The following is a 25,423-nucleotide window of genomic DNA, read 5'->3' on the forward strand; positions in this document are numbered from 1 at the left end:
TCTTAAAACTTAAATTTTATCTTCAATGGTTAACTCAACCAGCAGTTTTGTCATCGTTGTTTTTGTAATTCGGCCAATTATCTCAAGGCCATTTTTTGTATCCTTTACAACGGGGACGCCGTCAATTTGTCTCGATATCAGCTGATGAGCTACATCGATAAGCAGGTCATTTTTACGGCATACTGTAATATTCGGCATTCTTGTCATTATAATTGGTACCGGTATCGAGCTTAAATCCTGCCTTCCCATGCTTGCACGTAATAAGTCTTTCCTGGAAAGGACACCAACCAGACATGCATTTTCATCCACAACAAACAGGGTACCAACATCTTCTAAGAACATAGTCGATATAGCATCATATACAGACACCTTTTCATTTACGGCAACCGGGACCTGCTGAAATTCATGAACCTTGTACCGTTTTATTTTTTCTGTTAATAATTCTGATCCTGTTTTACCCGTATAAAAGTAGCCTACACGAGGACGTGCATCTAAAAAACCAGCCATTGTCAGAATAGCTAAATCCGGTCTCAATGTAGCCCGGGTTAGTGTAAGCCGCTCTGCTATGTGCTCTCCCGTGATAGGACCGTCTGCTTTTACTATTTCTATAATCTGCTGTTGCCTTTTCGATAAGTCCACTTTTTCACCACCTATACTGCTGCATTATTTGCAAATGAATATTATAAATAGTATTACTTAAGGGCATAAAAATTGGTATACATAAAGGATAACGTACCATGATTCCTTAATATTTTTAGAACATGGTACGTTATTATAATTCGACTTTATTCACTAAAATTCCTTTTTTAAGAGAGAAAACCTTTTTTATTATATTTTTCCTTGTTTATAAGACCGTTATAATCCATTTATGCGTGCTGTTTCCATGCTATTTTCCGTAAGTCTGCATATTGCAAGATTAGCACAGAAAGCTCATGGATGATAGAAAGACGGTTTTTTCTTACTTCTTCATTATCGTCCATAATCATATTATGATCAAAGAACGCATGGATATCACCTGCAAGGTCGGCAAGCAGCTGCAATGCTTCCTCACTTTTTTGGGCTTCTAAATATTCTGCGTAAGTTGATTTTACTGCTGCTACAGATTCATGTAATTCTTTTTCTGATTCTGTTTGGAAGAGGTTAGGATTTACCTTATAATCCGTATCCTCTACCTTGTTTTCCAAGTTCAACACACGAACAAGTGCCTCCTGAGAGGTCTTAAAATGATCATCTGCTTTTTTCTCAGCTAAAACATGTGCTTTTTCCACTGCAACATGAAATATACCTAATTGATTATCTACGACAGCATGGATTATATCTGTTTCAATATTTTCTTCACGCATTAAATACTCCGCACGGGAAGCGAAAAACGCCAGCAAGTCATCGTTAGAAGAAGCGTTTATTGTTAAACCGGCATTCTCTAATACAGATAAAGTATACTCAATTAGTGATTCTATGGTTAAATCCCAATTTTGATCCTTCAATATACGCAGGATGCCCATTGCCTGCCTTCTTAAGCCATATGGATCCTGGGAACCGCTCGGGATAAGACCAACACTGATACAGCCGGCAATTGTATCTATTTTATCCGCGATACTTAATACTGCACCGACTGTCGTGGCAGGAAGCTCACCATGGGACTGCTTCGGCAGATAATGCTCGCGGATAGCTTGAGAAACCTCTTTAGCTTCTCCAAAGTAAGTAGCATATTTCTCACCCATAACGCCCTGCAGCTCTGTAAATTCATTTACCATATTGGTCATCAGATCAAACTTACTGATTTCAGCTGCACGAACAACTTCTTTAAGCTCTTTTAAGGAAAGCTCCTCTGCTAAATGCTTAGCAATTGTTTTAACACGATTAACCTTCTCGGTATACGTACCAAGCTTCTCCTGGAATATAACCCTGGTGAGTTTTTCCTGGAAGAAATCAATCGAAAGCTTTTTATCTTCTTCGAAAAAGAATTCTGCATCCGCAAGACGGGCACGAAGAACCTTCTCATTTCCCCGGATTACTGTTTCCAGCTCATAATCATCACCGTTTCTCACGCCGACAAACTTAGGAAGCAGTTCACCACCCTGCTCTACAGGAAAATAACGTTGATGCTCGGCCATAGATGTAATCAGAACTTCATTTGGCAATGCTAAGAAAGAGGTAGAAAAGCTGCCCACAAAGGCTGTCGGATATTCCACAAGATTTCTTACTTCATTTAATAGATCTTTATCAACAGGAATTTGGAATTCATTTTTCTCTTGTAAAGCACCAAGCTGCTTCACAATTTTAGCCTCGCGTTTTTTAGCATCAGCAATTACATAATTATCGTTTAGCAATTGCTCATATTGTTTCGGTTCATCTATTGTAAGCTTACCACTGAGGAAACGATGTCCATATGTGAAATTGCTTGTTTTCACATGAGCTATTTCAAATGGGATCACTTCATTACCGTAAAGCGCAGCCAGCCAGCGGATTGGCCGTGCATAACGCAATGTTTCATTTGCCCAGCGCATATTTTTACCAAATGTAATCGACTCAATAATATCCTTAAATTCCGGAAGTAAGGATTGCACAGACTTTCCTTCAATATATTTTTTTACATAAATATAAGAAGTTCCCTTCACTTCTTTAATATAAATATCATCCGTTGTTTTTCCCTGTCCCCGGGTAAATCCTTCCGCTGCTTTTGTCCAATTATCCTGGCCATCCTTAGCAATCTTTAAGGCAGGTCCTTTTGCCTCTTCTTCGATAGATGCCTGACTCTCAGCTACTTCTTCTATAAGGACAGCTAATCTGCGCGGTGTTGAGAAAGAAATTGCAGACGCGTAGGAAATACGTTGTTCATCCAGCCATTTTATTGTTTTATCTAAAAATTGAGCTTCTGCATCGTCTATGAAGCGAGCCGGCAGCTCCTCTAATCCAATTTCAATTAATACATCCTGTGCCATTTTAGTTCCCCTCCTTTTTCAACATTGGAAAGCCTAATTTTTCACGCTCTTGTACATAAATCTTTGAAATGCTGCGGGCCAAATTACGAATCCGGCTAATGTAACCTGTTCTTTCTGTTACAGAAATAACACCTTTAGCATCCAGAAGATTGAATGTATGTGAGCATTTTAAAACGTAGTCGTATGCAGGGAAGACGAGCCCTTTTTCCATCGTTGTTTTTGCTTCCTGTTCATATTTTGTAAATAAATCAAATAACATATCTGTATTTGATGTTTCAAATGTATAGACAGAATGCTCATACTCCGGCTGATAGAAAATATCTCGAAGTGTCACGCCATTATTCCACTCTAAATCAAATACATTTTCTTTATCTTGAATATACGAAGCGAGCCGTTCTATCCCATATGTTAATTCAACAGTTACCGGGTTGGCTTCTAAACCGCCAATCTGTTGGAAATAAGTAAATTGTGTGATTTCCATACCATCTAACCATACTTCCCAGCCAAGACCGGCAGCTCCTAACGTCGGGTTCTCCCAATTATCCTCCACAAAACGGATATCATGCTTGAGTGGATCAATCCCCAGCTTTTTCAAAGACCCTAAATACAGTTCTTGAATATTTGACGGAGAAGGTTTCATAATAACCTGGAACTGATGATGCTGATACAGTCGATTCGGATTTTTTCCGTATCTGCCATCAGCCGGCCGTCTGGAAGGTTCTACATAGGCAACATTCCATGGTTCTGGCCCCAAGCTTCGCAGCAGCGTCATCGGAGACATCGTTCCAGCACCTTTTTCTGTATCATATGCCTGCATTAAGATACAATTTTGTTCTGACCAATGATTTTGTAAAGTTAAGATCATTTCTTGAATATTCATTTACTCCACCCCTTTAATGGATAAGAAATTTACATCGTATTTTTCGTTCAGCAGAAACAATAAGAAAAGCCGTCCCTATGTCTGCTTTAATGACAGACATAGGGACGGCTTAAAACCGCGGTTCCACCCTATTTGCTCTTGTTTTATAAGAGCCTCTTTTCATTGCTGTTACTCCGAAGCTCCTTCCTGAAGTCTCTATATACCTGGCTCACACCATTTCCAGGCTCGCTTTTTACAGACAATACTTCAGTACTTTTCTTCATCATCGTAACGACTATTTCATAACATTTATACTTAAGATATATGTACAAATCATACTCTATCCGTCCTTGACTTGTCAATTATTACTTAAATAAATCCAGCTGATCCAAAAACTTTCGCGACTTTATGAAATATCCTCCATAACGATCATAATAAGCTTTTAAAATGGCCTGGAACATTTTCACGTTTTCTGGTTTCATTTGGATGGATCCGATACGTTCTAATTCTACCTCGGAGAACAGATATAGAATCCTGGCCAATTTTGGAGAAAGTTCTATTGCTTCCGGATCCAAATGGCGGCATTTAGGACATAAAAAACCGCCCTCCACGACAGAAAACACAAAAGGCTGCTGCACCGACCCACAATTTATACATTGATTTAAGAGTGGGGCAAACCCAGCTTTTTTATAAAGTTTTAATTCATACATCATTATTGGAATTTCAGCCTGATCATTCTCTTCAATCCACTTTACTGTTTGTTGAAATTGTCCGAATATGTACGGATCTATATTTTGATTTTCCAAAAGCTTATCTGTAAGCTCTGCAACATAGGAACAATAAGCTGTTTTCACAAAATCTTCGCGTATTTTGCGATGTGAGTTTAATAATTCTCCTTGCTGTATTGTACTCAATCCACTTCCAAGATAAACAAAAAAACGGGCAAAAACGAATGGCTGAGTAACAGCAGCCATTCGACTTTTTGGTTTTTTTGCCCCTTTTGCCAAAGCTTGGAACTTCCCAAACTTTCCGCTGTAAATTGTCACTAATTTATGTGTTTCACCATAATCTTTTGTTTTTAATACGATACCATCTATCTGTTCCAGCACTCTAAATCACCCGGCCTCACTTTGTTTTGAACAGAAAAATCATCGTTATATCTCTGTGGTTAAACAGATGGTAAATCTAAACTCCCAGTCATAGAAGATCGGGTCTGTTCTTTTTGTTTCACTTCCGGGTTTAATTCTCCTTGCTGCTCTAATTCTTTTAATAATAAATAGGTTTCAATGTTTCCTGTTTGACAAAACAAATACCATGTTGCATCTAGCACAAGAAACCCCCGCCTTTCAAATTATTTTTTGCTAAGACTAAAGCAATTACTTAAAAAATACCCTGTTATTAACTTCCCGCTTCTTTTATAGGTTGGTTCGATTTGAACATTTCATGAGTATAAAAAATTACCATCTTTAAGAGGATGTTCATAAAAATCCAATGAAAATGTCACAAACTTTAATACTCATCAAGTCGGAATCCAAATTCATGCAATTGATTTTGTTTGTTTCTCCAATCTTTTTTTACTTTCACCCAAAGCTCTAAATACACCTTAGAGCCAAGTAAAGCTTCAATATCACGGCGTGATTGCTGGCCAATTTTTTTCAGCATGCTCCCTTGCTTTCCAATTAATATACCTTTTTGAGAGCTTCTTTCTGTAACAATCGTTGCTTGTACCAATAATTTTTCATTTTCATTCTTCTCTATATTTTCAATGACAACAGCAATCGAATGAGGAATTTCTTCCTTCGTATGATGCAATACCTTTTCTCGGATAAGCTCAGAAATGATGAATCTCTCGGGATGGTCTGTTACCTGATCGGCAGGATAATACTGTGGCCCATCTGGAAGTTTTCCAGCAACCACCTCTAACAGATGATTAACATTATTTCCATCTAATGCAGAAATTGGAATAATTTCATCAAACGAATAAAGGTCCTTATACTGATCAATCAGCTTCATGAGCTTTTCTGGATGAATTTTATCAATTTTATTAATTACCAGATAGACCGGCTGTTTCACTTTTTGCAGCAGGTCAATGATGTATTGGTCCCCGCGCCCATATCCTTCATCTGCATTAATCATGAACAAAATATTATCCACTTCATTTAAAGTATTCTCTGCCACCTGCACCATAAAATCGCCTAATCGATGTTTCGGCTTATGAATTCCAGGTGTATCAATAAAAATCATTTGATATTCCTTGGTTGTCAGGACACCTTGAATTTTATTTCTTGTTGTTTGTGCCTTATCACTCATTATTGCTATTTTTTGACCAATAACCCGGTTCATAAAAGTTGATTTTCCCACATTTGGTCTGCCAATAATTGCAATAAATCCTGATTTAAAATTATTTGTCATGCTACGTTCCTCCGAATTTCTATTGTTTGCTTGCTTCTTATCATACTACATTTTTATGTTCGTTTCACTATATCGACAAAACCTTTAACAAACATACAATTTCAATTGTTTTTTGAGTAATTTGGTTAAGATTAACCAAGAAATGTTTTAATTTTTTTAATAGGTCTGCTCTTTTAAAATTGCCGGGGCAACTCTTGTCAGCGTTTTTATATACCTTTTTATTCTAAAAAAGAGGCTCCTGATAGGATCCCCTTTTGTAAATAATTATCGGATTATAGAAGCTGCATTATTTTTGGTCCGAAAATAAGTACTCCGACTACAACAGATATAATAGCTGTAACAAGAACGACACCTGCAGCAATATCTTTTATTTCCTTTACTCTTTCATCATAGTCCGGCTGAATAAAATCCATAATCCGCTCAATGACACTGTTTATCATTTCTGTGATAAGCACGAGACCTATGGTTAATAAAATAACTGCCCATTCGATGAGAGAAAGTTTGAAAAAGAAACCTAATGTAACTACAATTGCTGTTGCTGTGAGATGCAGCTGAAAATTAGACTCCTTTTTCACAACCGTTTTTAGCCCTGCCCAAGCAAAACGGAATCCAACAATTCTTTTTTTATCTTTCAATGCCAAATTCACCTAGGATTTCGTCCTGTCTGCGGAACATTTTCTTCTCATCCTCCACATTCATATGATCATACCCAAGCAGGTGTAAGAATCCATGCAATGCTAAAAAGGCCAGCTCTCTCTCAAAGCTGTGATTATATTCTTCTGCCTGTTCTTTTGCTTTATCTATCGAAATAATGATATCTCCCAGCACAACAGGCAATCCCTCCCCGACAATTTCCAGCTCTTCGTCTTCCATTTCCTGCATTGCAAATGAAATTACATCTGTCGGTTTGTCTTTATCACGATAGTCTCTGTTGATTACTTGAATTTGTTCATTATTCACAAAGCTGATGGAAACTTCTGCGTCATGAGCCACCTTCTCAGCTTTTCCAGCAAAGGTGAGCAGCTTCTCTACAAGCTCTATATGCTCATCAGCTACAATACCTGTTTCATCTTGAAAATCAATCATCATTATTTATCACCTTCCTCTTTCGGATACTGAATTCTGGAATGGAAAATTCCTTTTAAAGAATCGCAAATTGAATGTTGAATGGTTTTTAACTCTCTTAATGTTAAAGGACTGTTATCTAATTGTCCATCTGAAATTTTACTGCTGATAATAGCCGAAACAATTGAATCAATCTGCTCAGGAGTCGGATCCTGTAATGAGCGGACAGCCGGCTCTACAGAATCACAAATGCAGATAATAGCTGTCTCTTTGGTTTCCGGCTTTGGTCCAGGATATCTGAAATCCGATTCCTCCGTTTCAGGATTCAGCTCCTTCGCTTTTACGTAAAAGAACTGAACTAAAGAATTCGAATGATGCTGCTTCGCAATATCAATGATTTCCTTAGGCATTTTATGCGCTTTTAACATATTTGCTCCATCGGTTGTATGACGGATAATAATATCTGCACTTTCTTTTGGCGGCAGCAGGTCATGCGGATTTTTATTTGGCATCTGATTTTCAATAAAAAATCCCGGCCGGACTGTTTTACCAATATCATGATAGTAAGACCCTACCCGCGCCAATAAGCCATTTGCTCCTACTGCTTCACATGCTGTTTCACTGATGTTGGCAACCATTACAGAATGGTGATATGTTCCAGGTGCCTCCACCAGAAGCTTCTTCAACAACGGCTGATTAGGATTGGATAATTGCAGTAGCTTCATATCTGTTAATGTTCCTAAAAAGCTCTCAAATAACGGCAATATCCCAATTGCCAGGATCGCAGAGAGACAGGCAGCTGCAATACCAAAGCCAACATATAAAAACACATCAAACCATGTATATTTTTCAAAGGACAGGAATAAAAATAAAATAATGACAGCAGAATGGATAAGGATTAATCCGATTGCAGTTTTTAAAATAACTAAACGTTCACTTATTTTTTTCATTAATACAATCGCTGCAAGCTGAGAGAAAAGAAAATAAATAGCAGCTTCGACGTGCAGCATCCCGGCAATATAATTATTAAACATAAATGCAGCTAATATAGCATATAAAATGCTCAGCCGTATGGCAGTACGATCGCTTATTAATATTTTTAATAAAATAGCAATAGCTGCAATTGGTGTAACTAAGTACAGTGCGTTAGACTGGTCAAAGAAAACACTTTGAATCTTCATAATAAAGATTGCCAATGCACTTATCAGCACTGTTGCTACAATTGGAAGAATACTCCAATCTCTGTTTTTAGCAATTTGAAAGCTTTCATAGCCGAAAAAGTAAGCAATCACAGCTGCCAAAAATCCCAGAGCAAGAATCGGATAGATATTACCTTCCTGTGATAACACTCCTACCAATTCCAGCTGTTCATAAATTTCATTTGTAATGGTCTGCCCTTCACGGACAATAGTTTCTCCAGCCCGGATAATAACAGGGTCTACAAGCGTTGCTGCATCCTTTTTTTCTTGAGCAGTTTCTTCATAATCAAAAAAGGAATTTTCCACAACAGCAAAGTCTGCTAATTCGATTAAAGCCCCCTGCAACTCTTCATTTAAATCCGAATAAGATATAGCGCGATCTACATTAGTTATGCCAGATTGTATATTCTCTACTCTTATCCCCTGATTTAACACTTCTTCTAACGCTTGTGAAAATATTGTTTCAGCCTCTATTAAAGCAGCGTCTGACTGCTGCAGCAGTAAAACGAAAACATCTTCAGAGATTTCCGAACTGATTTCTTCAGAAAGAAGGGCCTTTAATTCAACTGCCTCCTCCCGATAAATATCTTCTATCGCCTCTCCTGCATCTTCATCGTGCTCTTCCTTCACCTTAAATACTGCTTCAAAGATTTCATTAATATAGTTTAATCGTTCTTCCGTGACTTCTTCGGAAATACTATACCGATCGGGAACAGCATCTACAGCTTCCCGAATCCTCTGATCTGTCTCCTGCTTATTCTCTATAGTGATCGGTGATCGTATTGTCTCTTCAGAAACAGCAAAACGCTGTATATCATATGTATCCGTACGTACATTATCTAATAAAGTAAAAAAAACAGTTGCTCCTATAATAAGAGCTGGAATAACCGCAAATAGATATTTTCGTCTCTTTTTAAAAAAAGGGAGTATTTTCCTCCATCTATTTTTCAACACCTTCACCCCACTACACATTTTTACCGGCTGCATTAAAATGATTATGGTGTACCATCTGGCAAGTAAACTTCCAGCTTTAAAATCAGGATATAACAACTGGATAAAAGATGATATACACTATTCAATTTATTATGATGATTCATTTACGATCTCTCCCGATTAATTCAGAACATCATATCCATATATGTATGATTGAAATACAACGATCTTCTCATGAACAACAAGGATGAGACTTTTCCCTGTCTCATCCTTCATTTCCGTCTTCTGCTTCATAAGCATTTATAATTTTTTGAACAAGCGGATGCCGGACTACATCAGCAGCCTGCAGATGCACAAAGGCCAATCCGTCTATTACTGAAAGCATGCGTTCCGCAACTCTTAGTCCGGAAGTCATTCCTTTGGGAAGATCCACTTGTGTCATATCCCCTGTAATAATCATTTTTGATCCAAATCCTAGTCGTGTTAAAAACATTTTCATTTGTGCAGGTGTTGTATTTTGGGCTTCATCCAATATGACAAAAGCATCGTCCAATGTTCTCCCGCGCATATAGGCCAATGGAGCAATTTCAATTGTTTCCCGTTCGATTAAACGTGCTGTATGCTCCGTACCCAAGACATCATGTAATGCATCATAAAGGGGCCTTAAATATGGATCCACCTTCTCTTTTAAATCACCTGGTAAAAATCCTAAGCTTTCCCCGGCTTCTACCGCTGGTCTGGTTAAAATAATTTTTTTCACAAGCCCATTTTTCATAGCATGAACAGCCATAACAACAGCCAGATATGTTTTCCCCGTACCAGCTGGGCCAATCCCAAACACTAAATCTTTGGACTTGATAGCCTGAATATATTGCTTCTGTCCAAGCGTTTTTACCCGGATTGATTTCCCTTTATAATTTTTTGTAATTTCATCTTCAAATAGGGTTTCAAATTGTTTTATTTTACCTTTTTTCGCCAGTTCTACTGCATAAACAACATCCCGCTCTGAAATGGTTTGACCTTTTCGAATAACGCTCAAAATTGTCAGGAGAATCTCTTGTATCAATTGTACTGCCTGATCATCTCCAGAAACACGAATTAATTCGCCTCTGGATATAATATCTACTCCAAGTAAAGCTTCCAGCTGTTTTAGATGCTTATCATTAGCACCAAATAAAGCAAGCGCTTCATTGGCACCTTCTAATTGCAAATCAATATCCACTAAGTTTTCGGGCATAATCAGTCTCCTTGAGTTATAAGTTCTTCTTTTACAATATTTTCTTCTACAGAAAGATATAAGACTAATTCAACTTTACCATGCTCTGTATGTTCATGTAAAATCTTTTCTGATAATATCACGGCTTCCGGACCAAGTTCATTTTCCAATTGTGTTACAGCCTGCTGGATTCCGGCTTCAATCGCTTCTTCCTTCGACCTTTGTTCTTCTATTTTCTCCGTTTCACTTATTTCTTTAGAAACATACGATATGGGCAGCTCCCATTTCAAAAAATGAATAGGCTGTTCTCTCCGTTCCTCTTGGGAATATATAAAATCCGGATCCTTAAATCCCCAGAAAGGCAGCTGAACGTCTCCAAAACGTAAATAATGCTTCTTTTTCTGTTCACCAGTTATTTCTTCAGCCTGATAAAGAAGCGGAATACTGACATGAACTTCATACCACGTATTTGCTATCACTTCTGCTTCTGCAGCAATAGGCTGTCCTGGATTTTCTTCAGCATCTGTATTATTTTCCCCTTCTTCTGTATTTAAATTACCGGAAACTAAAACTTTTCCCGGAACAACATAATCATTCACACTTACCATAGCTCGTCCTTTAGAAACATACATGTTAGTAATAACACCCTTTTTCGTTGCCACTAAATTTCTCGGCTCCCCTGGAGGCAGCTCCTCTACAATTGTTTTTTCAACAGCTTCCAGGTGTAAGCTTGTTCCCTGAAGATTCACTCCTGTCCAGAGCAGCTCAGGCACTTCATTTAAAAGCTGGCGCTGTATATCTGTTGGTGTAGCAAGAGAAAACAGCCAGACACCTGGATGTATCCCAAAGGCTTCAAGCTCTGTTTCTATTTTTTCTTCAATTTCTTTTGGAACGCCAGTTATTTTAACTGACCATAACAAATTAGATAAAACGAAAAAAAAGAGAAAGCCAATGAGTATACCAATAACCAGAAATCTTTTTTTACAGAGTCTTGAAAGAAAAAAAGGAAAGCCTTTTCGATCAACAAAAGAAACTTTATATAAAGAATTCCTCCTTATTTTTCGTAAGGCTCCTAAATCCTTTAACATAATAGTAGCCTGACAGCAGTCATCTTCTATTTTTTTTACGTCCCAAATAGAAATACCCCCGCTGGCACATTTTTGTAAAAACAATTCCGGCCTGGCTCCTTTAATCCGAACAGTAATGTATGCACGTATAGTTGGCGAATTTTCTTTTTTCATTTCAACCTCCTATGGCTCGTCTCATATCCTTTTCATACAATAATGGTACTCCTATGCAAGTATTTATTTCTCATAAGGAAACACTTTATAGGCTTGTTAAGGATGGAGAAATCATTCTTTTTTTTCGCCTTCCTGATTTAAGAAGAGTACCTCTGAAATGGTTCCTTCCAGCATAATCTCCTTTGGCAGCATCATTTTAAGCACAAAGGAATGCCCTTTAATACATACAAAACCATTTGCCACCTTTAATCTTAGCTCTTCATTTGTGTATAGGGCTAAGCCTTGATGATTTTCAATATAGAAATGTAAATGTCCAATGATTGTTATACGCGGCATCTCCATAACAACATCGGATGGAAGAGAGAATTGCTCCATTAAAAGCGAACGGATTCTTTGTTGCCATTTTTTCAATGATGATCCCCCCTCATTGATACATATGTAAAGTCTTTCTTGAACAGAACCAGTTTTAGAAGGAAAGAAAACTTCCGAATAATATCCTCTTTAAACAAAGAAATATCCTAATTAGCATATCTATGCTAATTAGGATATAAATGTGATTCTTTATTTTCTTTTTTGTACGATACTTCTATACGGCTGCTTAGCACGGGGAGATCCAAGAACCTCCGACATAATAATTCCGTTTACTAAGCCTTTTCCGTCCAGATTACCGGAGACCCGTCTTTTCATTTCACGTTTCCCCGGGTTTTCTTCTTCAACGTTACGATCAACAATCAAATCTTTAAACTTTTGCTCTGCGTTCTCTATATCTTGCTGAGCAGAAGTCTGATATCGATTTGCCAAACGTTCCATTTGTTTTTTCTGCTGGTCTTCAATGCTTCCAGCAGAAATATCCGGACGCGCTCCTTCTCTATAGACTTGGCGTTCTGCGCGAGGCTGCTCTCTTTTTCTTTGAGTCTGCTGTCTCGTCCTCATCTCTTGTGGGGAACGCTGCTGCCTTTGTCTGGACTGCGTCTGATTTTTTGGAGGTGTAGACTGCTTTTTTTTCTGTTCTTCTTGTTTCCTTTTGGAATCACCCAGAAAAGTGATTAATCCAGAAATAATGATAATAACAAGAAATAAATTATCTAATATCCAGCCCATATGCCCCCTCCTTTTTTTGTCATTTTAATTACTTGTTTTGATCGTCATCTTTGTTGTCTTTGGAAAGCTTACCAATAGAATCACGCATATCTGTATCTGCATCAATATTTTGGTAGTTCATATAATCCATGACACCCATTTTACCGGAACGCAATGCTTCTGCTAACGCAAGTGGTACATCGGCTTCTGCTTCCACAACTTTCGCGCGCATTTCTTGTACGCGGGCAACCATTTCCTGCTCTTGTGCTACAGCCATTGCACGACGTTCTTCAGCTTTCGCCTGAGCAATATTCTTATCAGCTTCTGCCTGGTCTGTTTGAAGGATAGCACCGATGTTTTTACCGATGTCTACATCAGCAATATCAATCGATAGGATTTCAAAGGCAGTACCGGAATCAAGCCCTTTACTTAAAACTGTTTGAGAAATCATATCCGGATTTTCAAGTACCTGTGTATGTGCATCTGAGCTACCAATTGTACTTACCACACCTTCACCGACGCGGGCGATAATTGTTTCCTCACCAGCACCACCGACTAAGCGGTCAATGTTTGCACGTACTGTAATTCTTGCTAATGCTTTAACTTCAATACCATCCATTGCAATACCTGCGATAAATGGAGTTTCAATTACTTTCGGGTTTACACTCATTTGTACCGCTTCTAATACGTCACGGCCAGCTAAATCGATCGCTGCTGCACGTTCAAATAGTAAATCAATATTTGCACGCTGGGCAGCAATTAGAGCGTTAACCACTCTATCTACGTTACCACCGGCAAGATAGTGACTCTCAAGCTGATTAATTTTTACTTCCAACCCTGCTTTATGCGCTTTAATAAGCGGATTAATAACACGGTTTGGCACAACCCGGCGCAGACGCATACCAATTAGTGTAAAGATACTGATTTTTACCCCGGCAGCCAAGGCACTAATCCATAGTGCAACTGGAACAAAAGTAAATAAAATTGCTAAAGCAATAACGATGACCGCGATTATGATAAGCGGCATTAAGATTTCTCCATCCATTCTGATTCCTCCTGATTAAAAAGTTATTTTATTTCCCTAACTACGACACGAACACCTTCTACTCGAATTACTTTGACCTTTTTTCCTTTTTCAATATAAGATCCATCAGAAACAACATCAATTGTCTCATCATTTAATTCGACCAATCCGGAAGGGTGCAGTGGTGTTAATGAGTTTCCTTCAAGTCCGACAAGCTCTAAACGGTTCACTGAGGATACATAACCTTGTTCCGTTGCGGTACTGTCTCTTAAAATGATATGGCGGAAAATACCTTTGTCCATACCAATTCTTCTAAACAGAATGATAGCAAGAATCACAGCAATTAAAAAGGCAATACCTATACTCATTGACATGTGTACCATATCATATCCTGACATGAATAAAGACCCGACCACTGCAGCAATACCCAGGACACCCAATATACCTCCGGTGACAAAGAATTCTGCTACAATTAGGCCAATACCAATGATAAGGAGAAGAAGTGCCTCCATTCCAGCCAGGCCGGCAACAATATGACCATAAAAGAACAGGAGCAATGACAATAATCCCAAACTTCCCGGTACTCCAAAACCAGGAGAATACAGCTCAACAATCAGCCCGATACTGGCAACGGAAAGCAAGATAGGTATAACAACCGGATGCGTCAGAAATCTTGCCAGGTCTTCTGCAAAAGATGTTTCTGTTTCTACAATAGTTGCTTCAGAAAGATTAAGTTCTTCGAGAAGTTCGGCGCGATTTGAGACTATACCTTCTGCATAGCCTACTTCAACCGCCTGCCGGGGGCCTAATGTTAAAAATTCCCCTTCAGGAGCTCCATATTCCGGTAAATCAATACTGCTATCAGCCATCGCCGCTGCATAAATAGGATCTCTGCCGTTTGATTCCGCAGCGCTTCTCATCTGTGCAAGCCAGGCAGATTGTGCTTTTTTATCAGCCGCTGTTCCATCCTGATTGATGACGCCGCTTGCTCCCATAGTCGCATGCGGATTAAAGTAAATATTATCAGAGAATAAGGCAATATAAGAACCGGCGGATAACGCCTCGTTAACGATATACGCTGTTGTTGGAATAGTTAGACTTTGAATATGCGAGCCTATTTGACCAGCAGAATCTACACGTCCTCCAGGAGTATCAATTTCAAAAATGATGTGATCTGCACCACTTTCCATAGCTTCTTCGGTGGCTCGTTTAATAAAAGCTTCAAGTCCTCTTTCCACTTCATTTTCAATCGGAATAATATATACTGTTTTACCCTGGCCCTGCTCGGCTTCGGCCTGTTTCCCTGTGAAAATAGATACCAAGGTTAAAACTGATACAAAAAATATGTATACAGCCAACCGCCTGCGATGTCTTTTCAACTTGAATCACCCCCTCATCGTCCACCTTATCTATATTTACGAAAGTAATTCATAAAAGGTTTCATTTTTCGTGGATGGGCATACTCTGATAGTACCATACCTTTTGAAGGAATAGAAAGCTTCATCTAATATTCAAGTTAGAAAAGTCTTTTGTGTACATATTGATACTTGTCGTAAACTACATTTTAATTCAAATTAAAAAACCAACCCAAAAACGGGCTGGTTTTTTTTTATCGCAATTTCTGCTCTACTATTTGTTTAATTTTAGTACCGTCAGCCTGTCCTTTAACCTTTGGCATCACGGAACCCATTACTTTCCCCATATCTTTCATCGAGGTTGCATTCACTTCTTTTATTGTTTCCTGAATGATCGATGTTAATTCTTCATCTGAAAGCTGTTTTGGTAAATACTGTGCAAGTATATCCAATTCATTTTCGGTTTTTTCAACCAAATCTTCTCTTCCAGCATTTTTAAATTCTTGGAGGGAATCTTTTCTCTGCTTAACTTCTCTCGAAAGAATAGTTAAATCTTCGTCCTCAGATAGAGTATCTTTTCCAAGCTTAATCGATTCATTCTGAATAGAAGCCTTTACCATGCGAATAACGCTAAGGGTTTCTTTATCTTTGTTCTTCATCGCCTGCTTCATATCTTGATTCAATCGATCAAGTAGCGTCATACGTTACACCTTCTTTAGAATTTACGTTTTCTAGCAGCCTCAGATTTCTTCTTACGGCGTACACTAGGTTTTTCATAGTGTTCACGTTTACGATATTCCTGTAATGTACCACTTTTTGATACACTACGCTTAAAGCGACGAAGAGCATCCTCAAGAGACTCGTTTTTACGAACGCGAGTTGTATTTGACATGCTAATTTCCCTCCCTCCGAAGCACAAAACCATATTTAATGCTGACATGAACATACTCTCATGCCTTTTTAAAGTATAATATAAACCTTCCGTGCGGTCAATGGTTATTTATTAATAATCTGAAGTTCCTTCTTTACCTGAAACAATTTCCACTCCGGCGCTTGCACCAATACGTGTTGCTCCAGCTTCAATCATCGATTCCGTCGTTTCTAAGTCACGAATTCCTCCAGATGCTTTCACTCCCATGTCCGGTCCGACTGTTTCCCGCATCAATTTGATATCTTCAACAGTTGCACCACCTCCGGAAAAACCGGTTGATGTTTTCACAAAATCTGCTCTGGCTTCTTTTGCTAATTTACAGGCAAGCACTTTTTCTTCATCTGTTAACAAAGCTGTCTCAATAATTACTTTGGTTAAGGCTTTTCCCTTTGCAGCATCTGCAACAGCCTTAATATCTGCTTTAACTAATGCTTCATTTCCTGCTTTTAATTCTCCAATATTTATAACCATATCTACCTCTGTTGCACCATTTTCAATTGCTTCTTTGGTTTCATAAACCTTTGTCTGTGTTGTTGTTGCTCCCAGAGGAAAACCAATTACGGTACATACTTTTACTGGCGAATCCTTTAGTTCGCTTGCACAGTAAACAACCCAATGTGGATTTACACAAACGGATGCAAATTTATTTTCTTTTGCTTCTTCGACAATTTTTGCGATTTGCTGCTTCGTAGAATCTGGTTTTAGTAATGTATGGTCAATATAAGAAGCTAAATTCATGATTAATATCTCCTTTTTTATGCGTTTTTTTCTGCAATATGTGTGGCATGATCCATCACCCTTACAAAAACACCTTTATTAATAGGGTAGCCGGACTCTGTTATTTTCACTTTAACAATTTTACCAATTAAATCGGCTGAACCTTCGAATTGTACTTTCATATAATTATCCGTATAGCCTATAAGCTGATTGTTTTCCTGTTCACTGGCATGCTCTTCTGGAATTACTTCCAATACTTCATCTTCGTATTTAGAGGCGTATTCTTTTGCAAGCTGATCAGATAGTGAAATTAAGTCATGCACGCGTTTTTCTTTCACCTCATCTTCTACTTGATTATTCATTCTGGCTGCAGGCGTTCCAGTTCTTCTGGAGAAAGGGAATACGTGAAGCTCAGCATAGCCGATTTCTTTAATAAAATCATACGTTTCCTGGAATTCTTCCTCTGTTTCCCCAGGAAATCCGACAATGACATCCGAGGTAATCGCTAATCCCGGCAGTGCTTTTTGTATCTTTTTCACTTTTTGTCGGTAAAAATCTGTTGAGTACTTACGGCGCATTCTGGCTAATACCGTATCTGACCCGGACTGCAATGGAATGTGCAAGTGACGGACAATTTTTTTACTTCTGTCCAGCACACGGATAACCTCGTCCGTAATTTGACTAGCCTCAATAGAACTGATTCGGATGCGTTCTAACCCTTCCACCTGCTCCAGCTCTCCAAGAAGCATCGCGAAATTATAATCCTTTAAATCTTCTCCATATCCAGCCGTATGTATTCCTGTAAGTACAAGCTCTTTATACCCTGCTTCCACTAATTTATTTGCCTGTTCAATCACATTTTCAGGATCTCTGGAGCGAAGCAGTCCTCTTGACCAGGGAATAATACAGAATGTGCAGAAATTATTGCAGCCCTCCTGAATTTTCAGTGATGCCCGTGTGCGGTCTGTAAATACAGGTACATCCATTTCTTCAAATACACGATTTTTCATAATGTTTGACACACCATTAATAGGAGCTTTTGTTTTTTCATGCTCTTCAATATAAGTAAAGATATTTTTTCGCTCCTGCGTACCGACAACGACATCGACACCAGGAATCTCCATAATCTCGCCAGGAGAGGTTTGTGCGTAGCACCCAGTTACACAGACTACTGCATCAGGATTATTTCTAATTGCACGGCGGATTGTCTGTCTGCTTTTTTTATCACCTGTATTAGTAACTGTACATGTATTAATGACATAAACATCCGCATCATGATCAAAGTCTACACGTTCATAACCCTGTTCCTTAAACATTCTCCAAATACCCTCAGTTTCGTAGTGATTTACCTTACAGCCTAGCGTGTGGAAGCTGACGGTTTTCGGTAGCTTTTCAGCCATTTATTTATCATCCTTTCATTACAATCTTTATTATAACTTCATCGTATCTTATATTATCACAAAAGATTAGAAATAGAATACTAAAGAACCTTTCTATCTTAAATATGATGAATGATTTTTTATTTAAATAATTAATTCCACTTTATTCTGCAAGGAGGACTCTTCTATTAATTCCGCCATCTCATTTAAACACTCATTCAATTGTTCATTTAACTTGCCACTTTGAAAGTTCTGATATATTGTTCCTTAGAAAAGACACTTGGAAGAAAGACAAAAAGGAATGGGTTGTTAAAGAAAATAATCATGAAAGTATTATTTCCAAGGAACAGTTTATTCGTGTTGGAAAAATATTAGATGGTAATTACAGAGGAAATCTCCACATTCAACGGGAAAATAAACATGATCATATATTTAGTAAGAAATTGTATTGTGGCAAATGTGGTAAAATGCTGTTTGCTGCTTTAGATAGTCATATAATTGAAAAGCAAAAAAATAGAGGCAAACAAAGGTTATACTACAAAAATTTTGAGGATACAATTCTACAATATTTAAAAGAACATGGATCTGCAAAAAGGATAGACCTTCAAAACCTTACAAATCTAAATTGGGATGCAACTACTGAATTATTAAAGGAATTAATTTAAAAGGATTTAATTGAGAGACGAGGTATCTCAATGGCTATTCGGTATTATTTTTAAAAAAGTAAACAATAAAAAGGGGATTTGGGGGTAATCCCCCCTCCCCGCTCTTGTATCTCAAAGGCGTGGGCGATTGCCCATACGCCTCTGTTTCTATGAGAAGGCTCTGTTAATGAGGTAAGGCTAAACTTCTGATATTCATGTGTCGTCCTCGATGTGCAAACGACCGAGCGGGCGCGCCTTTAGCACGTTGATGTCAGCGACGTCGCTATTAATCAGGCCCCGTTGCACGAGGGTGTCGATAGCCCGGCCGCGTAGCATCAGCAGACGCTTCACAGTCTTCTCGTCAAGATCCTCAAGAGCAATCTCCTGCACCTTCATCTCCGGGAGAGGCGACATCTGCACGAGAATGAACAGCAAGATGGCAAGGCCCATCATCACGTAGGCCGGCAACATCATGAGGCCCATGTCCACACCCTCGCGAGCCGCCAGCATGTACGCCACGGGAATCCCGAGTGCGCCGAACACGAAGATAATCGTCATGGTCAGGCGTAGGCCAGGCGTCTGCTTGCGTCCTTCCCGCACCCAGTCCACAAGCAGCACCACCACGCCGAGCGCTGCAATTGCGTAGCAGACAGAAGCGAAAGGAATGTCTCCCGCGTCCCTAGGGGTCATACGCCCAAGACGGATTGCACGATCATCGCCCAACAGCGCCGCAAACCCGCCAATCGACGCCAGCCAAGGAACAAATCCGACGAGAAACGCCCAAATTTTCTGCAGAGCCGAACTCTTCGTCCACTCAGACGCATTCATTCGATGCGCGACCACGTGGGCTTCCAACACATCGAGGCCGTGTGGCTCATACCGAGACACACTCCGCGCCCACATGGAAGGAGGCAGTGGGTCCGGTCCGATATCAGGCAACTTCATCTGCATGCTCCCATGAAGCCTGTAAAGATTCATACGATTTTTCCCAGTGTCTTTTATCTTTCAGTGCTTTTTTTGATAATTCTTCATTATTTTGAATATCCTTCCCAATATCTATCGGGTATTGTTCTAACATTTTGACCGGATCTTCTGCCTTGTCAGTCATTGTATTCAATTCTGAACTGACAATGGTTTTCATTCTATTATATAATTGAAACATACAAATCCTCCTCTTAGAATAAGTAATGTACGATTTGTTCACAATATGAAATACGATTGATTTTGCAAATAGTTTCGTTTGAGGCGTTTCTCCAGATAATTTAGGAAACAGACATTTATTCTTAAATGCTTTAAGGTATGTTTCTAAAAAATAATGTGGCAGCTATTCGGTATTATTCAAAGAAAAAAATCAATAAAAAGGACTTTTGAGGTAATTCCCCCAACTCTTCTATGCCTTGCCATTACAAAATTCTGTAGCAATCCTAAGTGAGTTTAGTAGGGGGCAGCCGAGCGTATGAAATCTGATGGTTTTCGGTAGCTTTTCAGCCATTTATTTATCATTCTTTCATTAATTTCTTTATTATAACTTCATCGTATCTTATATTATCATAGAAGATTAGAAATAGAATACTAAAGAACCTTTCTATCTTAAATATGATGAATGATTCTTTTTTCTATAGTATACAAAGAATTCCTAACAATAAATTATTTCATGAGTTTAACCCGTTCTTCCAAGGTATGAAAAAACGCTATTCTTCTACAGCTTTCAGCATAAACATGTCAGAACATGCGGTTTCCCAGGAAATAATTGAAACCAATATTGGAGATTTTTCTGCCGCAAGCCATGCTCCCAGCCCAATCATTGTTAATCCTGACAATTGATCGATCCGTTTGTCCTCATTAGTTAATACGTATAATCTAACCAAGTTAAATGTTTATATTCTCTTTCTTTAATACATTCACTCAACTTTCGCTCCTGAGAATAAGCATCTATACTCTACTATTCCAGGATGAACATGTTTTTCATTATTCCTCTGAACTTTAATTATACTTATACCCTTAGAAATATAAATAAAAACAAAGCTTTATAAACTTTTCCATCATAAAAATCAGGAGACAAATTTAAAATACCCTAATCCAAACAAGCTTTAAACCGCTGTCACTAAAGCAATTCTTTATTACCCACTAAAAAGATGTGAATTATGAGTTTAATGTGCTAATATATAATGAAATAGGATAAAAGGAAGTGGGGAGAATGTCTTTATCAAATAGAATCTTTATGGCTTTGGGTGCAGGAGTTCTTTTCGGAGGTTTACTGAACTTGCTTGCTCCGGGCTGGGTGGAGCCGCTCGATCAGCATCTGTTACAGCCTGCTGGCGAAATATTTCTACGGGCAATTCAATTAATTGTTGTCCCGCTTGTATTTGCAGCCTTGATTATGGGTATCACTCAGTTAAGAGGGACTGGCTATATTGCCCGATATACAACAAAGCTGATGAGCCTTTATGTGGTAACTTCTGCTATTGCTATCGGCCTTGGGCTTGTAGTCGCGTTAATCGTTCGTCCTGGCAATAATGCAGAAGCCATTTCTACAGGCGAGGCATCGGCCAGCGATGAAGGATATTCCTTAATCGAATGGCTCGTAAGCATTGTTCCCTCTAATCCATTTGAAGCATTGGCAACAGGGAACCTTTTACAGGTTATTGTCATCTCTGCCCTTGTAGGTACAGCGATTAATCTGTTGAAAGAGGAACAAACTCGTCCCTTTTTAAATGTTGTGAAAAGCATGTACGAAATTGTGCAGAAAATCCTGCAGCTTGTATTAAAAATAGCTCCATATGGGGTTTTTGCCCTGATTACCTCTGTAATAGCAACGCAGGGATTTGGAATTATCGGCAACCTGGCTGTTTATATGCTTGGTTTGATTTTAGCAATTATTCTTATGATTGGTTTATATGTACTGATTTTATTTGCCTCCGGTGTAAAACCAAAATCTTTTTTCCGGGGATTTGGCTCCGCATTTACGTTAGCATTCGGTACAGCCAGTTCCAATGCAGCTTTACCTCTTGCCTTAAATGGAGCCGAGAAAGCTGGATTGCAAACTGATTTATCCGGTTTTGCCATTCCATTCGGAACAGCCTTAAAAAGAGATGGCGCTGGTATCTTACAGGGATTTAACGCCATTTTTGTTGCGCAGCTGTTTGGGGTAGATTTAACGATAGGACTTGTAATCGCAGTTTTCCTGAGTGCTTTGCTTGTCTCATTTAGTACAGCAGGGGTACCTGGCGCAGGGATTATTATGATGACCACAGTACTTTCCGCAGCAAACCTGCCTTTAGAAGGAATTGCGATCGTTGCCGGTATTGACCGGGTAACAGAAGGGTTCCGTACACTATTGAATGTTTTCGGAAATACAGCGAATGCAAGTCTTTTACAGCAATGGGAAAATCGGCCGGATAGTAAAAAACAGAAAGGGTGAGCAATAACCACCCTTCCTGTTTTTTATAAATTATTTTACAGATGGAGTTATTCGTCTGCTGCTTCATCCGTTTATATAAAAACAAATGATTGGCGCAGAGAATACGACTAATCTTACTCATTACTTCATTCTCATGTAGTCTCGTCTATAATAAATTTTTCATTTAAGCCTTTACTTCATCTTTTTTAACAGTTGTAAAGAAAGCAATAAAACCAATGAGCGTTGTTACAAATAAAATAGTCCCCATCGGCACCGCTGATGCCTCATTAATACCCGCCAATGGTGAAAAAATGGAACCAAGCAATAAAGGAAGCATACCTAAAACAGCACTCGCACTTCCTGCACGATGACCCTGTTTGGCCATCCCCAACGTAAAGGTACTCGTCAAAATCATACCCATTGTAATCATATAAATAAAAATCAATATAACGATCATCGCTAAAGGTCCTTCAATAATTGTCATGACAAGTAATAAGGATGTAGCCGTAAGTGCAGTTACAACAGCAGCTTGAAGCAGCTTTTTTTCTGAAATGATTCCGCTGAAGCGCCCGATAACAAAGCTGCCAGTAATAATTGCCAGCCCATTAATACCAAATAATACACTAAATACTTGAGGAGATACACCATAAATGTCTTGATATATAAATGGAGTTCCCGATACGTAAGCAAAGCTGCCGCCATGGATAAACCCGACGACCAAGGCATAGCCGATAAAGGAGCGATCTTTCAGTAAACTGCCCATTGTTTTTACCGAAGCTCCTGCTGAACTCGAGATTCGTTTATGCGGCGGTAAGGTCTCTTTAAGCTTCATAGCTACAATGACAACCATAAGCAACCCAACTATACTTAAAAAGAAAAAAATACTTTTCCAGCTGGTCGAATGAAACGCCAGAATAAACCCGCCAATCATCGGGGCAATCATTGGAGCGATCGCATTAATCACCATCAATAACGAAAAAAACTTTGTAAGTGCCTGTCCACTGAACACATCCCGTACAACTGCCCGCGAGAGAACAACTCCGGCTGAGGCAGTTAACCCTTGTAAAAAACGCATTGCAATCAATATCACAATATTAGGAGCTAATGCACATAGAACCGAAGCCAAAGCAAACAGGAGCGTAGCAATCAGTAACGGCTTTCTTCTCCCCTGGGAATCACTTATGGGGCCCGCAAACAATTGACCAATTGCAAGTCCCAGCAAACACGCTGTTAAACTCGCCTGAACAAGTGTTGCACTTGTATCTAAATCTTGAGCAATCTCAGGAAAACTGGGCAAATACATATCAATATTAAGCGGCCCTAAAAAAGCTAGTAACCCGAGAAGCAATGCTAATCCCAATCGAGTTGATCCCGTCGGGTTATGCTGTATCGTTACTTCTCTTTCAAATTTCAATCATTCTCACTCCTGACAGCTTTATTGCAGATAATATTAGACAGAGAAAATTTTAAAATTTATTCATCCAACTGTCAAATCTTTCAAATATTGATTGGCAATCGATATAACTATTAGGACAATTAAAAAGCCTGATTTCTTTATTCTATTAAAGAAATTAGGCTCTTCATATTCAGCTAACCTATTCCATTTTCAATCTCTTTCTCTAGCCTGCTCTGTATCTCTAATATTTTTCTGAACCGTTACTGCGGAAAATAAGCTAAGTACAAATGCCATACCGTAGAATCCTTTTTCACTTAAAACAATACTTCCGGCATTGTATAGACCGATACCAATTAATGAAATAGATATAATAAGTGCAACCCAGCTGATACCATAATAAATATTTGTCACTGGAATTCCTTCATCTTTATCTCTTACCGCTTTTTGTAACGATACCGCTGAGTATAATCCAAATATTAATACTGCAAAATAATAGCCTTTTTCATTCAGTTCCATTCCTGCGTTAAACAGGCCGATAAGATAAGCAGATACACCAATTAATAAAGCTGCCCAGGAAGCGCCTTTAAATGCTGCGGTAGGTTCGCCTTCTTTTCTCTCAATTTTTATCTTTGGTTCCACATCCTCTTCCCTGTCTGTTACAATCTTAGGTTCGCTTGCCATTCACATTGCCTCCTTCTTTATATCTATAAAATAAAGCATTGCAATAATTCTGCAATGCTTATACTTACATTTATTATACGTGATTTCCCTGTAAAGAGAAGATGATTTTAAAAAGATAGTTACTTAGACTTACAAAGGAAATTCGAGATGCACAGCATAAATAACAAAATGGCTTCAACGTAATTAATACTGCCTAAGCTTTAACGTTATAATCTTTTTTATATCCTGAGACTTATTTCTAGCTTTCAATATTCAGCTTTTTGATTAGTGCGGTTACTTCTTCGTCGTTACCTGTTTCAATATAAATCTTTTCAGTATTTTTAACGATATTCTCCGTATATTCCTCCATTGACGTGTCTATTTGCTCCTCGCTCGGCCAGTGTGAGGGTACATCATATAAATTAATTGTTCCGTCTCCATTACCGCTATAAGTCACGATACCATCTGCCATAATTCCTCCCCCTAAAGTGATAACATCTTCTGGATAATCAACACTTGTTTCTTCATAGGGATTTACTTGTTCTCCGGCTGAGGTATGGTAAACGTTTAATTCTTCGATATCCTGATTACCTATAATTTGCAGCCAAACACGGGCGAATTCAATTTCATCAGCTGAATATTCAGATAAGACATCGCTGTTCACCTTACTGTCATTCGATTGATTATTTGAACTCTCATCCTCCTCTTCTTTGGATGGTTTTTCTGTAGAATCATTCTTCTTTACTTCTTCTAAGTCATCATCTGTTTTATTTGCGGATTTGTTTTCTTCAGTCTTCTCCTTCTGCTCCCCAGCTCTGTCCTCGCTATTCCTGCTTTGTTTAGCATCATCATTACAAGCTGCAAAAAGGAATGCGATGGTAATTAAAATTATCATTGAAGCCAGTGTTCTTTTCATTTTACATCCCTCGCTTGATAGCTTCTAAAAAAGGCAAAACAGCCTTTATCCGAC

The 25,423-nt window shown here is 38.6% G+C and carries 27 protein-coding genes and 1 other annotated feature; of the genes, 2 read left to right on the forward strand and 25 right to left on the reverse strand.

Going from position 1 to position 25,423, the window contains the following annotated elements; translation table 11 throughout:
* Positions 1–9 precede the first annotated feature (9 nt).
* From ccpN to mtaB, 19 genes are all read right to left on the reverse strand, one after another.
* Positions 10–639 carry a transcriptional regulator CcpN gene (gene ccpN / locus OSO01_RS05405; protein WP_147209432.1) on the reverse strand — a complete coding sequence of 210 codons (630 nt, stop codon included), beginning with the start codon at positions 637–639 and terminating at the stop codon, positions 10–12.
* A gap of 227 nt (positions 640–866) precedes the next feature.
* A complete protein-coding gene (gene glyS, locus OSO01_RS05410) occupies positions 867–2,942 on the reverse strand; it encodes a glycine--tRNA ligase subunit beta (protein ID WP_147209433.1) in 2,076 nt (691 codons plus the stop codon).
* Position 2,943: 1 nt separating this feature from the next.
* Complete coding sequence (gene glyQ, locus OSO01_RS05415; protein ID WP_147209434.1) at positions 2,944–3,822, reverse strand: glycine--tRNA ligase subunit alpha; 879 nt, start codon at positions 3,820–3,822, stop codon at positions 2,944–2,946.
* A 97-nt stretch (positions 3,823–3,919) separates the two neighbouring features.
* Positions 3,920–4,097, reverse strand: a binding site (T-box leader).
* A gap of 69 nt (positions 4,098–4,166) precedes the next feature.
* Positions 4,167–4,910, reverse strand: a complete 744-nt coding sequence (gene recO / locus OSO01_RS05420; RefSeq protein ID WP_147209435.1) for a DNA repair protein RecO — start codon at positions 4,908–4,910, stop codon at positions 4,167–4,169.
* A 59-nt stretch (positions 4,911–4,969) separates the two neighbouring features.
* On the reverse strand, positions 4,970–5,131 hold the full coding sequence (locus OSO01_RS05425) for a YqzL family protein (protein WP_147209436.1): 162 nt from the start codon (positions 5,129–5,131) through the stop codon (positions 4,970–4,972).
* 179 nt (positions 5,132–5,310) lie between these two features.
* Positions 5,311–6,213, reverse strand: a complete 903-nt coding sequence (era, locus tag OSO01_RS05430; protein WP_147209437.1) for a GTPase Era — start codon at positions 6,211–6,213, stop codon at positions 5,311–5,313.
* A 272-nt stretch (positions 6,214–6,485) separates the two neighbouring features.
* A complete protein-coding gene (locus OSO01_RS05435) occupies positions 6,486–6,848 on the reverse strand; it encodes a diacylglycerol kinase family protein (RefSeq protein ID WP_147209438.1) in 363 nt (120 codons plus the stop codon).
* Entirely contained in the window at positions 6,838–7,302 is a 465-nt protein-coding gene (ybeY, locus tag OSO01_RS05440; RefSeq protein ID WP_147209439.1) for an rRNA maturation RNase YbeY, read from the reverse strand. Before ybeY ends, OSO01_RS05435 begins: the two co-directional genes overlap by 11 nt.
* On the reverse strand, positions 7,302–9,428 hold the full coding sequence (locus OSO01_RS05445) for an HD family phosphohydrolase (protein ID WP_246145063.1): 2,127 nt from the start codon (positions 9,426–9,428) through the stop codon (positions 7,302–7,304). Before OSO01_RS05445 ends, ybeY begins: the two co-directional genes overlap by 1 nt.
* Positions 9,429–9,675: 247 nt before the next feature.
* Positions 9,676–10,647 carry a PhoH family protein gene (locus OSO01_RS05450; protein WP_147209440.1) on the reverse strand — a complete coding sequence of 324 codons (972 nt, stop codon included), beginning with the start codon at positions 10,645–10,647 and terminating at the stop codon, positions 9,676–9,678.
* Between the two features lie 2 nt (positions 10,648–10,649).
* A complete protein-coding gene (gene yqfD, locus OSO01_RS05455) occupies positions 10,650–11,867 on the reverse strand; it encodes a sporulation protein YqfD (RefSeq protein ID WP_147209441.1) in 1,218 nt (405 codons plus the stop codon).
* Between the two features lie 111 nt (positions 11,868–11,978).
* Positions 11,979–12,278, reverse strand: coding sequence for a sporulation protein YqfC (yqfC, locus tag OSO01_RS05460; protein ID WP_147209442.1), 300 nt, complete (start codon positions 12,276–12,278; stop codon positions 11,979–11,981).
* 150 nt (positions 12,279–12,428) lie between these two features.
* Positions 12,429–12,968 carry a YqfB family membrane protein gene (locus tag OSO01_RS05465; protein WP_147209443.1) on the reverse strand — a complete coding sequence of 180 codons (540 nt, stop codon included), beginning with the start codon at positions 12,966–12,968 and terminating at the stop codon, positions 12,429–12,431.
* Positions 12,969–12,996: 28 nt separating this feature from the next.
* A complete protein-coding gene (floA, locus tag OSO01_RS05470) occupies positions 12,997–13,992 on the reverse strand; it encodes a flotillin-like protein FloA (RefSeq protein ID WP_147209444.1) in 996 nt (331 codons plus the stop codon).
* Between the two features lie 23 nt (positions 13,993–14,015).
* Positions 14,016–15,350 carry an NfeD family protein gene (locus tag OSO01_RS05475; RefSeq protein WP_147209445.1) on the reverse strand — a complete coding sequence of 445 codons (1,335 nt, stop codon included), beginning with the start codon at positions 15,348–15,350 and terminating at the stop codon, positions 14,016–14,018.
* Positions 15,351–15,580: 230 nt separating this feature from the next.
* Positions 15,581–16,027: a GatB/YqeY domain-containing protein gene (locus OSO01_RS05480; RefSeq protein ID WP_147209446.1), complete on the reverse strand. Its 447-nt coding sequence runs from the start codon at positions 16,025–16,027 to the stop codon at positions 15,581–15,583.
* A gap of 14 nt (positions 16,028–16,041) precedes the next feature.
* Positions 16,042–16,218 (reverse strand): 30S ribosomal protein S21, encoded by a 177-nt coding sequence (rpsU, locus tag OSO01_RS05485; RefSeq protein ID WP_019377991.1) that lies wholly within the window; start codon positions 16,216–16,218, stop codon positions 16,042–16,044.
* A gap of 111 nt (positions 16,219–16,329) precedes the next feature.
* Complete coding sequence (gene deoC, locus OSO01_RS05490; RefSeq protein ID WP_147209447.1) at positions 16,330–16,995, reverse strand: deoxyribose-phosphate aldolase; 666 nt, start codon at positions 16,993–16,995, stop codon at positions 16,330–16,332.
* A gap of 17 nt (positions 16,996–17,012) precedes the next feature.
* Positions 17,013–18,374, reverse strand: a complete 1,362-nt coding sequence (mtaB, locus tag OSO01_RS05495) for a tRNA (N(6)-L-threonylcarbamoyladenosine(37)-C(2))-methylthiotransferase MtaB (protein WP_147209448.1) — start codon at positions 18,372–18,374, stop codon at positions 17,013–17,015.
* Positions 18,375–18,613: 239 nt separating this feature from the next.
* Here mtaB and OSO01_RS05500 point away from each other — a divergent pair, with 239 nt between their 5' ends.
* Positions 18,614–19,018, forward strand: a complete 405-nt coding sequence (locus OSO01_RS05500) for a recombinase family protein (protein WP_246145064.1) — start codon at positions 18,614–18,616, stop codon at positions 19,016–19,018.
* Between the two features lie 192 nt (positions 19,019–19,210).
* Here OSO01_RS05500 and OSO01_RS05505 read toward each other — a convergent pair whose 3' ends face one another.
* From OSO01_RS05505 to OSO01_RS23260, 3 genes are all read right to left on the reverse strand, one after another.
* Positions 19,211–19,942 (reverse strand): hypothetical protein, encoded by a 732-nt coding sequence (locus tag OSO01_RS05505; RefSeq protein ID WP_156986112.1) that lies wholly within the window; start codon positions 19,940–19,942, stop codon positions 19,211–19,213.
* The gene (locus OSO01_RS05510; RefSeq protein WP_147209451.1) at positions 19,929–20,159 is read right to left on the reverse strand and encodes a PspA/IM30 family protein; all 231 of its coding nucleotides are present in this window, start codon (positions 20,157–20,159) and stop codon (positions 19,929–19,931) included. The genes OSO01_RS05505 and OSO01_RS05510 overlap by 14 nt, the downstream gene beginning before the upstream one ends.
* A 529-nt stretch (positions 20,160–20,688) precedes the next feature.
* Positions 20,689–20,865, reverse strand: coding sequence for a hypothetical protein (locus OSO01_RS23260; RefSeq protein ID WP_156986110.1), 177 nt, complete (start codon positions 20,863–20,865; stop codon positions 20,689–20,691).
* 329 nt (positions 20,866–21,194) lie between these two features.
* Here OSO01_RS23260 and OSO01_RS05515 point away from each other — a divergent pair, with 329 nt between their 5' ends.
* Positions 21,195–22,418, forward strand: coding sequence for a dicarboxylate/amino acid:cation symporter (locus OSO01_RS05515; protein WP_147209452.1), 1,224 nt, complete (start codon positions 21,195–21,197; stop codon positions 22,416–22,418).
* A gap of 163 nt (positions 22,419–22,581) precedes the next feature.
* On the opposite strand, the gene OSO01_RS05520 is transcribed toward OSO01_RS05515, so the two are convergent.
* The 3 genes from OSO01_RS05520 to OSO01_RS05530 all read right to left on the reverse strand — a co-directional run bounded on the left by OSO01_RS05520 (position 22,582) and on the right by OSO01_RS05530 (position 25,369).
* A complete protein-coding gene (locus OSO01_RS05520; RefSeq protein WP_147209672.1) occupies positions 22,582–23,787 on the reverse strand; it encodes a Bcr/CflA family efflux MFS transporter in 1,206 nt (401 codons plus the stop codon).
* Between the two features lie 216 nt (positions 23,788–24,003).
* Positions 24,004–24,474, reverse strand: a complete 471-nt coding sequence (gene yiaA / locus OSO01_RS05525) for an inner membrane protein YiaA (RefSeq protein WP_147209453.1) — start codon at positions 24,472–24,474, stop codon at positions 24,004–24,006.
* Between the two features lie 238 nt (positions 24,475–24,712).
* Positions 24,713–25,369 (reverse strand): YdeJ family lipoprotein, encoded by a 657-nt coding sequence (locus OSO01_RS05530; protein ID WP_147209454.1) that lies wholly within the window; start codon positions 25,367–25,369, stop codon positions 24,713–24,715.
* Positions 25,370–25,423: the final 54 nt, after the last annotated feature.

The organism is Oceanobacillus sojae (genome assembly GCF_007991515.1).
Classification (GTDB): domain Bacteria; phylum Bacillota; class Bacilli; order Bacillales; family Amphibacillaceae; genus Oceanobacillus; species Oceanobacillus sojae.

Excerpts from the sequence above, each read along its gene's own strand:
- glyS (WP_147209433.1), bottom strand. The coding sequence starts at position 2,942 with ATGGCACAGGATGTATTAATTGAAATTGGATTAGAGGAGCTGCCGGCT.
- glyQ (WP_147209434.1), bottom strand. The coding sequence starts at position 3,822 with ATGAATATTCAAGAAATGATCTTAACTTTACAAAATCATTGGTCAGAA.
- era (WP_147209437.1), bottom strand. The coding sequence starts at position 6,213 with ATGACAAATAATTTTAAATCAGGATTTATTGCAATTATTGGCAGACCA.
- ybeY (WP_147209439.1), bottom strand. The coding sequence starts at position 7,302 with ATGATGATTGATTTTCAAGATGAAACAGGTATTGTAGCTGATGAGCAT.
- OSO01_RS05450 (WP_147209440.1), bottom strand. The coding sequence starts at position 10,647 with ATGCCCGAAAACTTAGTGGATATTGATTTGCAATTAGAAGGTGCCAAT.
- yqfD (WP_147209441.1), bottom strand. The coding sequence starts at position 11,867 with ATGAAAAAAGAAAATTCGCCAACTATACGTGCATACATTACTGTTCGG.
- OSO01_RS05465 (WP_147209443.1), bottom strand. The coding sequence starts at position 12,968 with ATGGGCTGGATATTAGATAATTTATTTCTTGTTATTATCATTATTTCT.
- floA (WP_147209444.1), bottom strand. The coding sequence starts at position 13,992 with ATGGATGGAGAAATCTTAATGCCGCTTATCATAATCGCGGTCATCGTT.
- OSO01_RS05480 (WP_147209446.1), bottom strand. The coding sequence starts at position 16,027 with ATGACGCTACTTGATCGATTGAATCAAGATATGAAGCAGGCGATGAAG.
- rpsU (WP_019377991.1), bottom strand. The coding sequence starts at position 16,218 with ATGTCAAATACAACTCGCGTTCGTAAAAACGAGTCTCTTGAGGATGCT.
- deoC (WP_147209447.1), bottom strand. The coding sequence starts at position 16,995 with ATGAATTTAGCTTCTTATATTGACCATACATTACTAAAACCAGATTCT.
- mtaB (WP_147209448.1), bottom strand. The coding sequence starts at position 18,374 with ATGGCTGAAAAGCTACCGAAAACCGTCAGCTTCCACACGCTAGGCTGT.
- OSO01_RS05505 (WP_156986112.1), bottom strand. The coding sequence starts at position 19,942 with ATGAAGTTGCCTGATATCGGACCGGACCCACTGCCTCCTTCCATGTGG.
- OSO01_RS05510 (WP_147209451.1), bottom strand. The coding sequence starts at position 20,159 with ATGTTTCAATTATATAATAGAATGAAAACCATTGTCAGTTCAGAATTG.
- OSO01_RS05515 (WP_147209452.1), top strand. The coding sequence starts at position 21,195 with ATGTCTTTATCAAATAGAATCTTTATGGCTTTGGGTGCAGGAGTTCTT.
- yiaA (WP_147209453.1), bottom strand. The coding sequence starts at position 24,474 with ATGGCAAGCGAACCTAAGATTGTAACAGACAGGGAAGAGGATGTGGAA.
- OSO01_RS05530 (WP_147209454.1), bottom strand. The coding sequence starts at position 25,369 with ATGAAAAGAACACTGGCTTCAATGATAATTTTAATTACCATCGCATTC.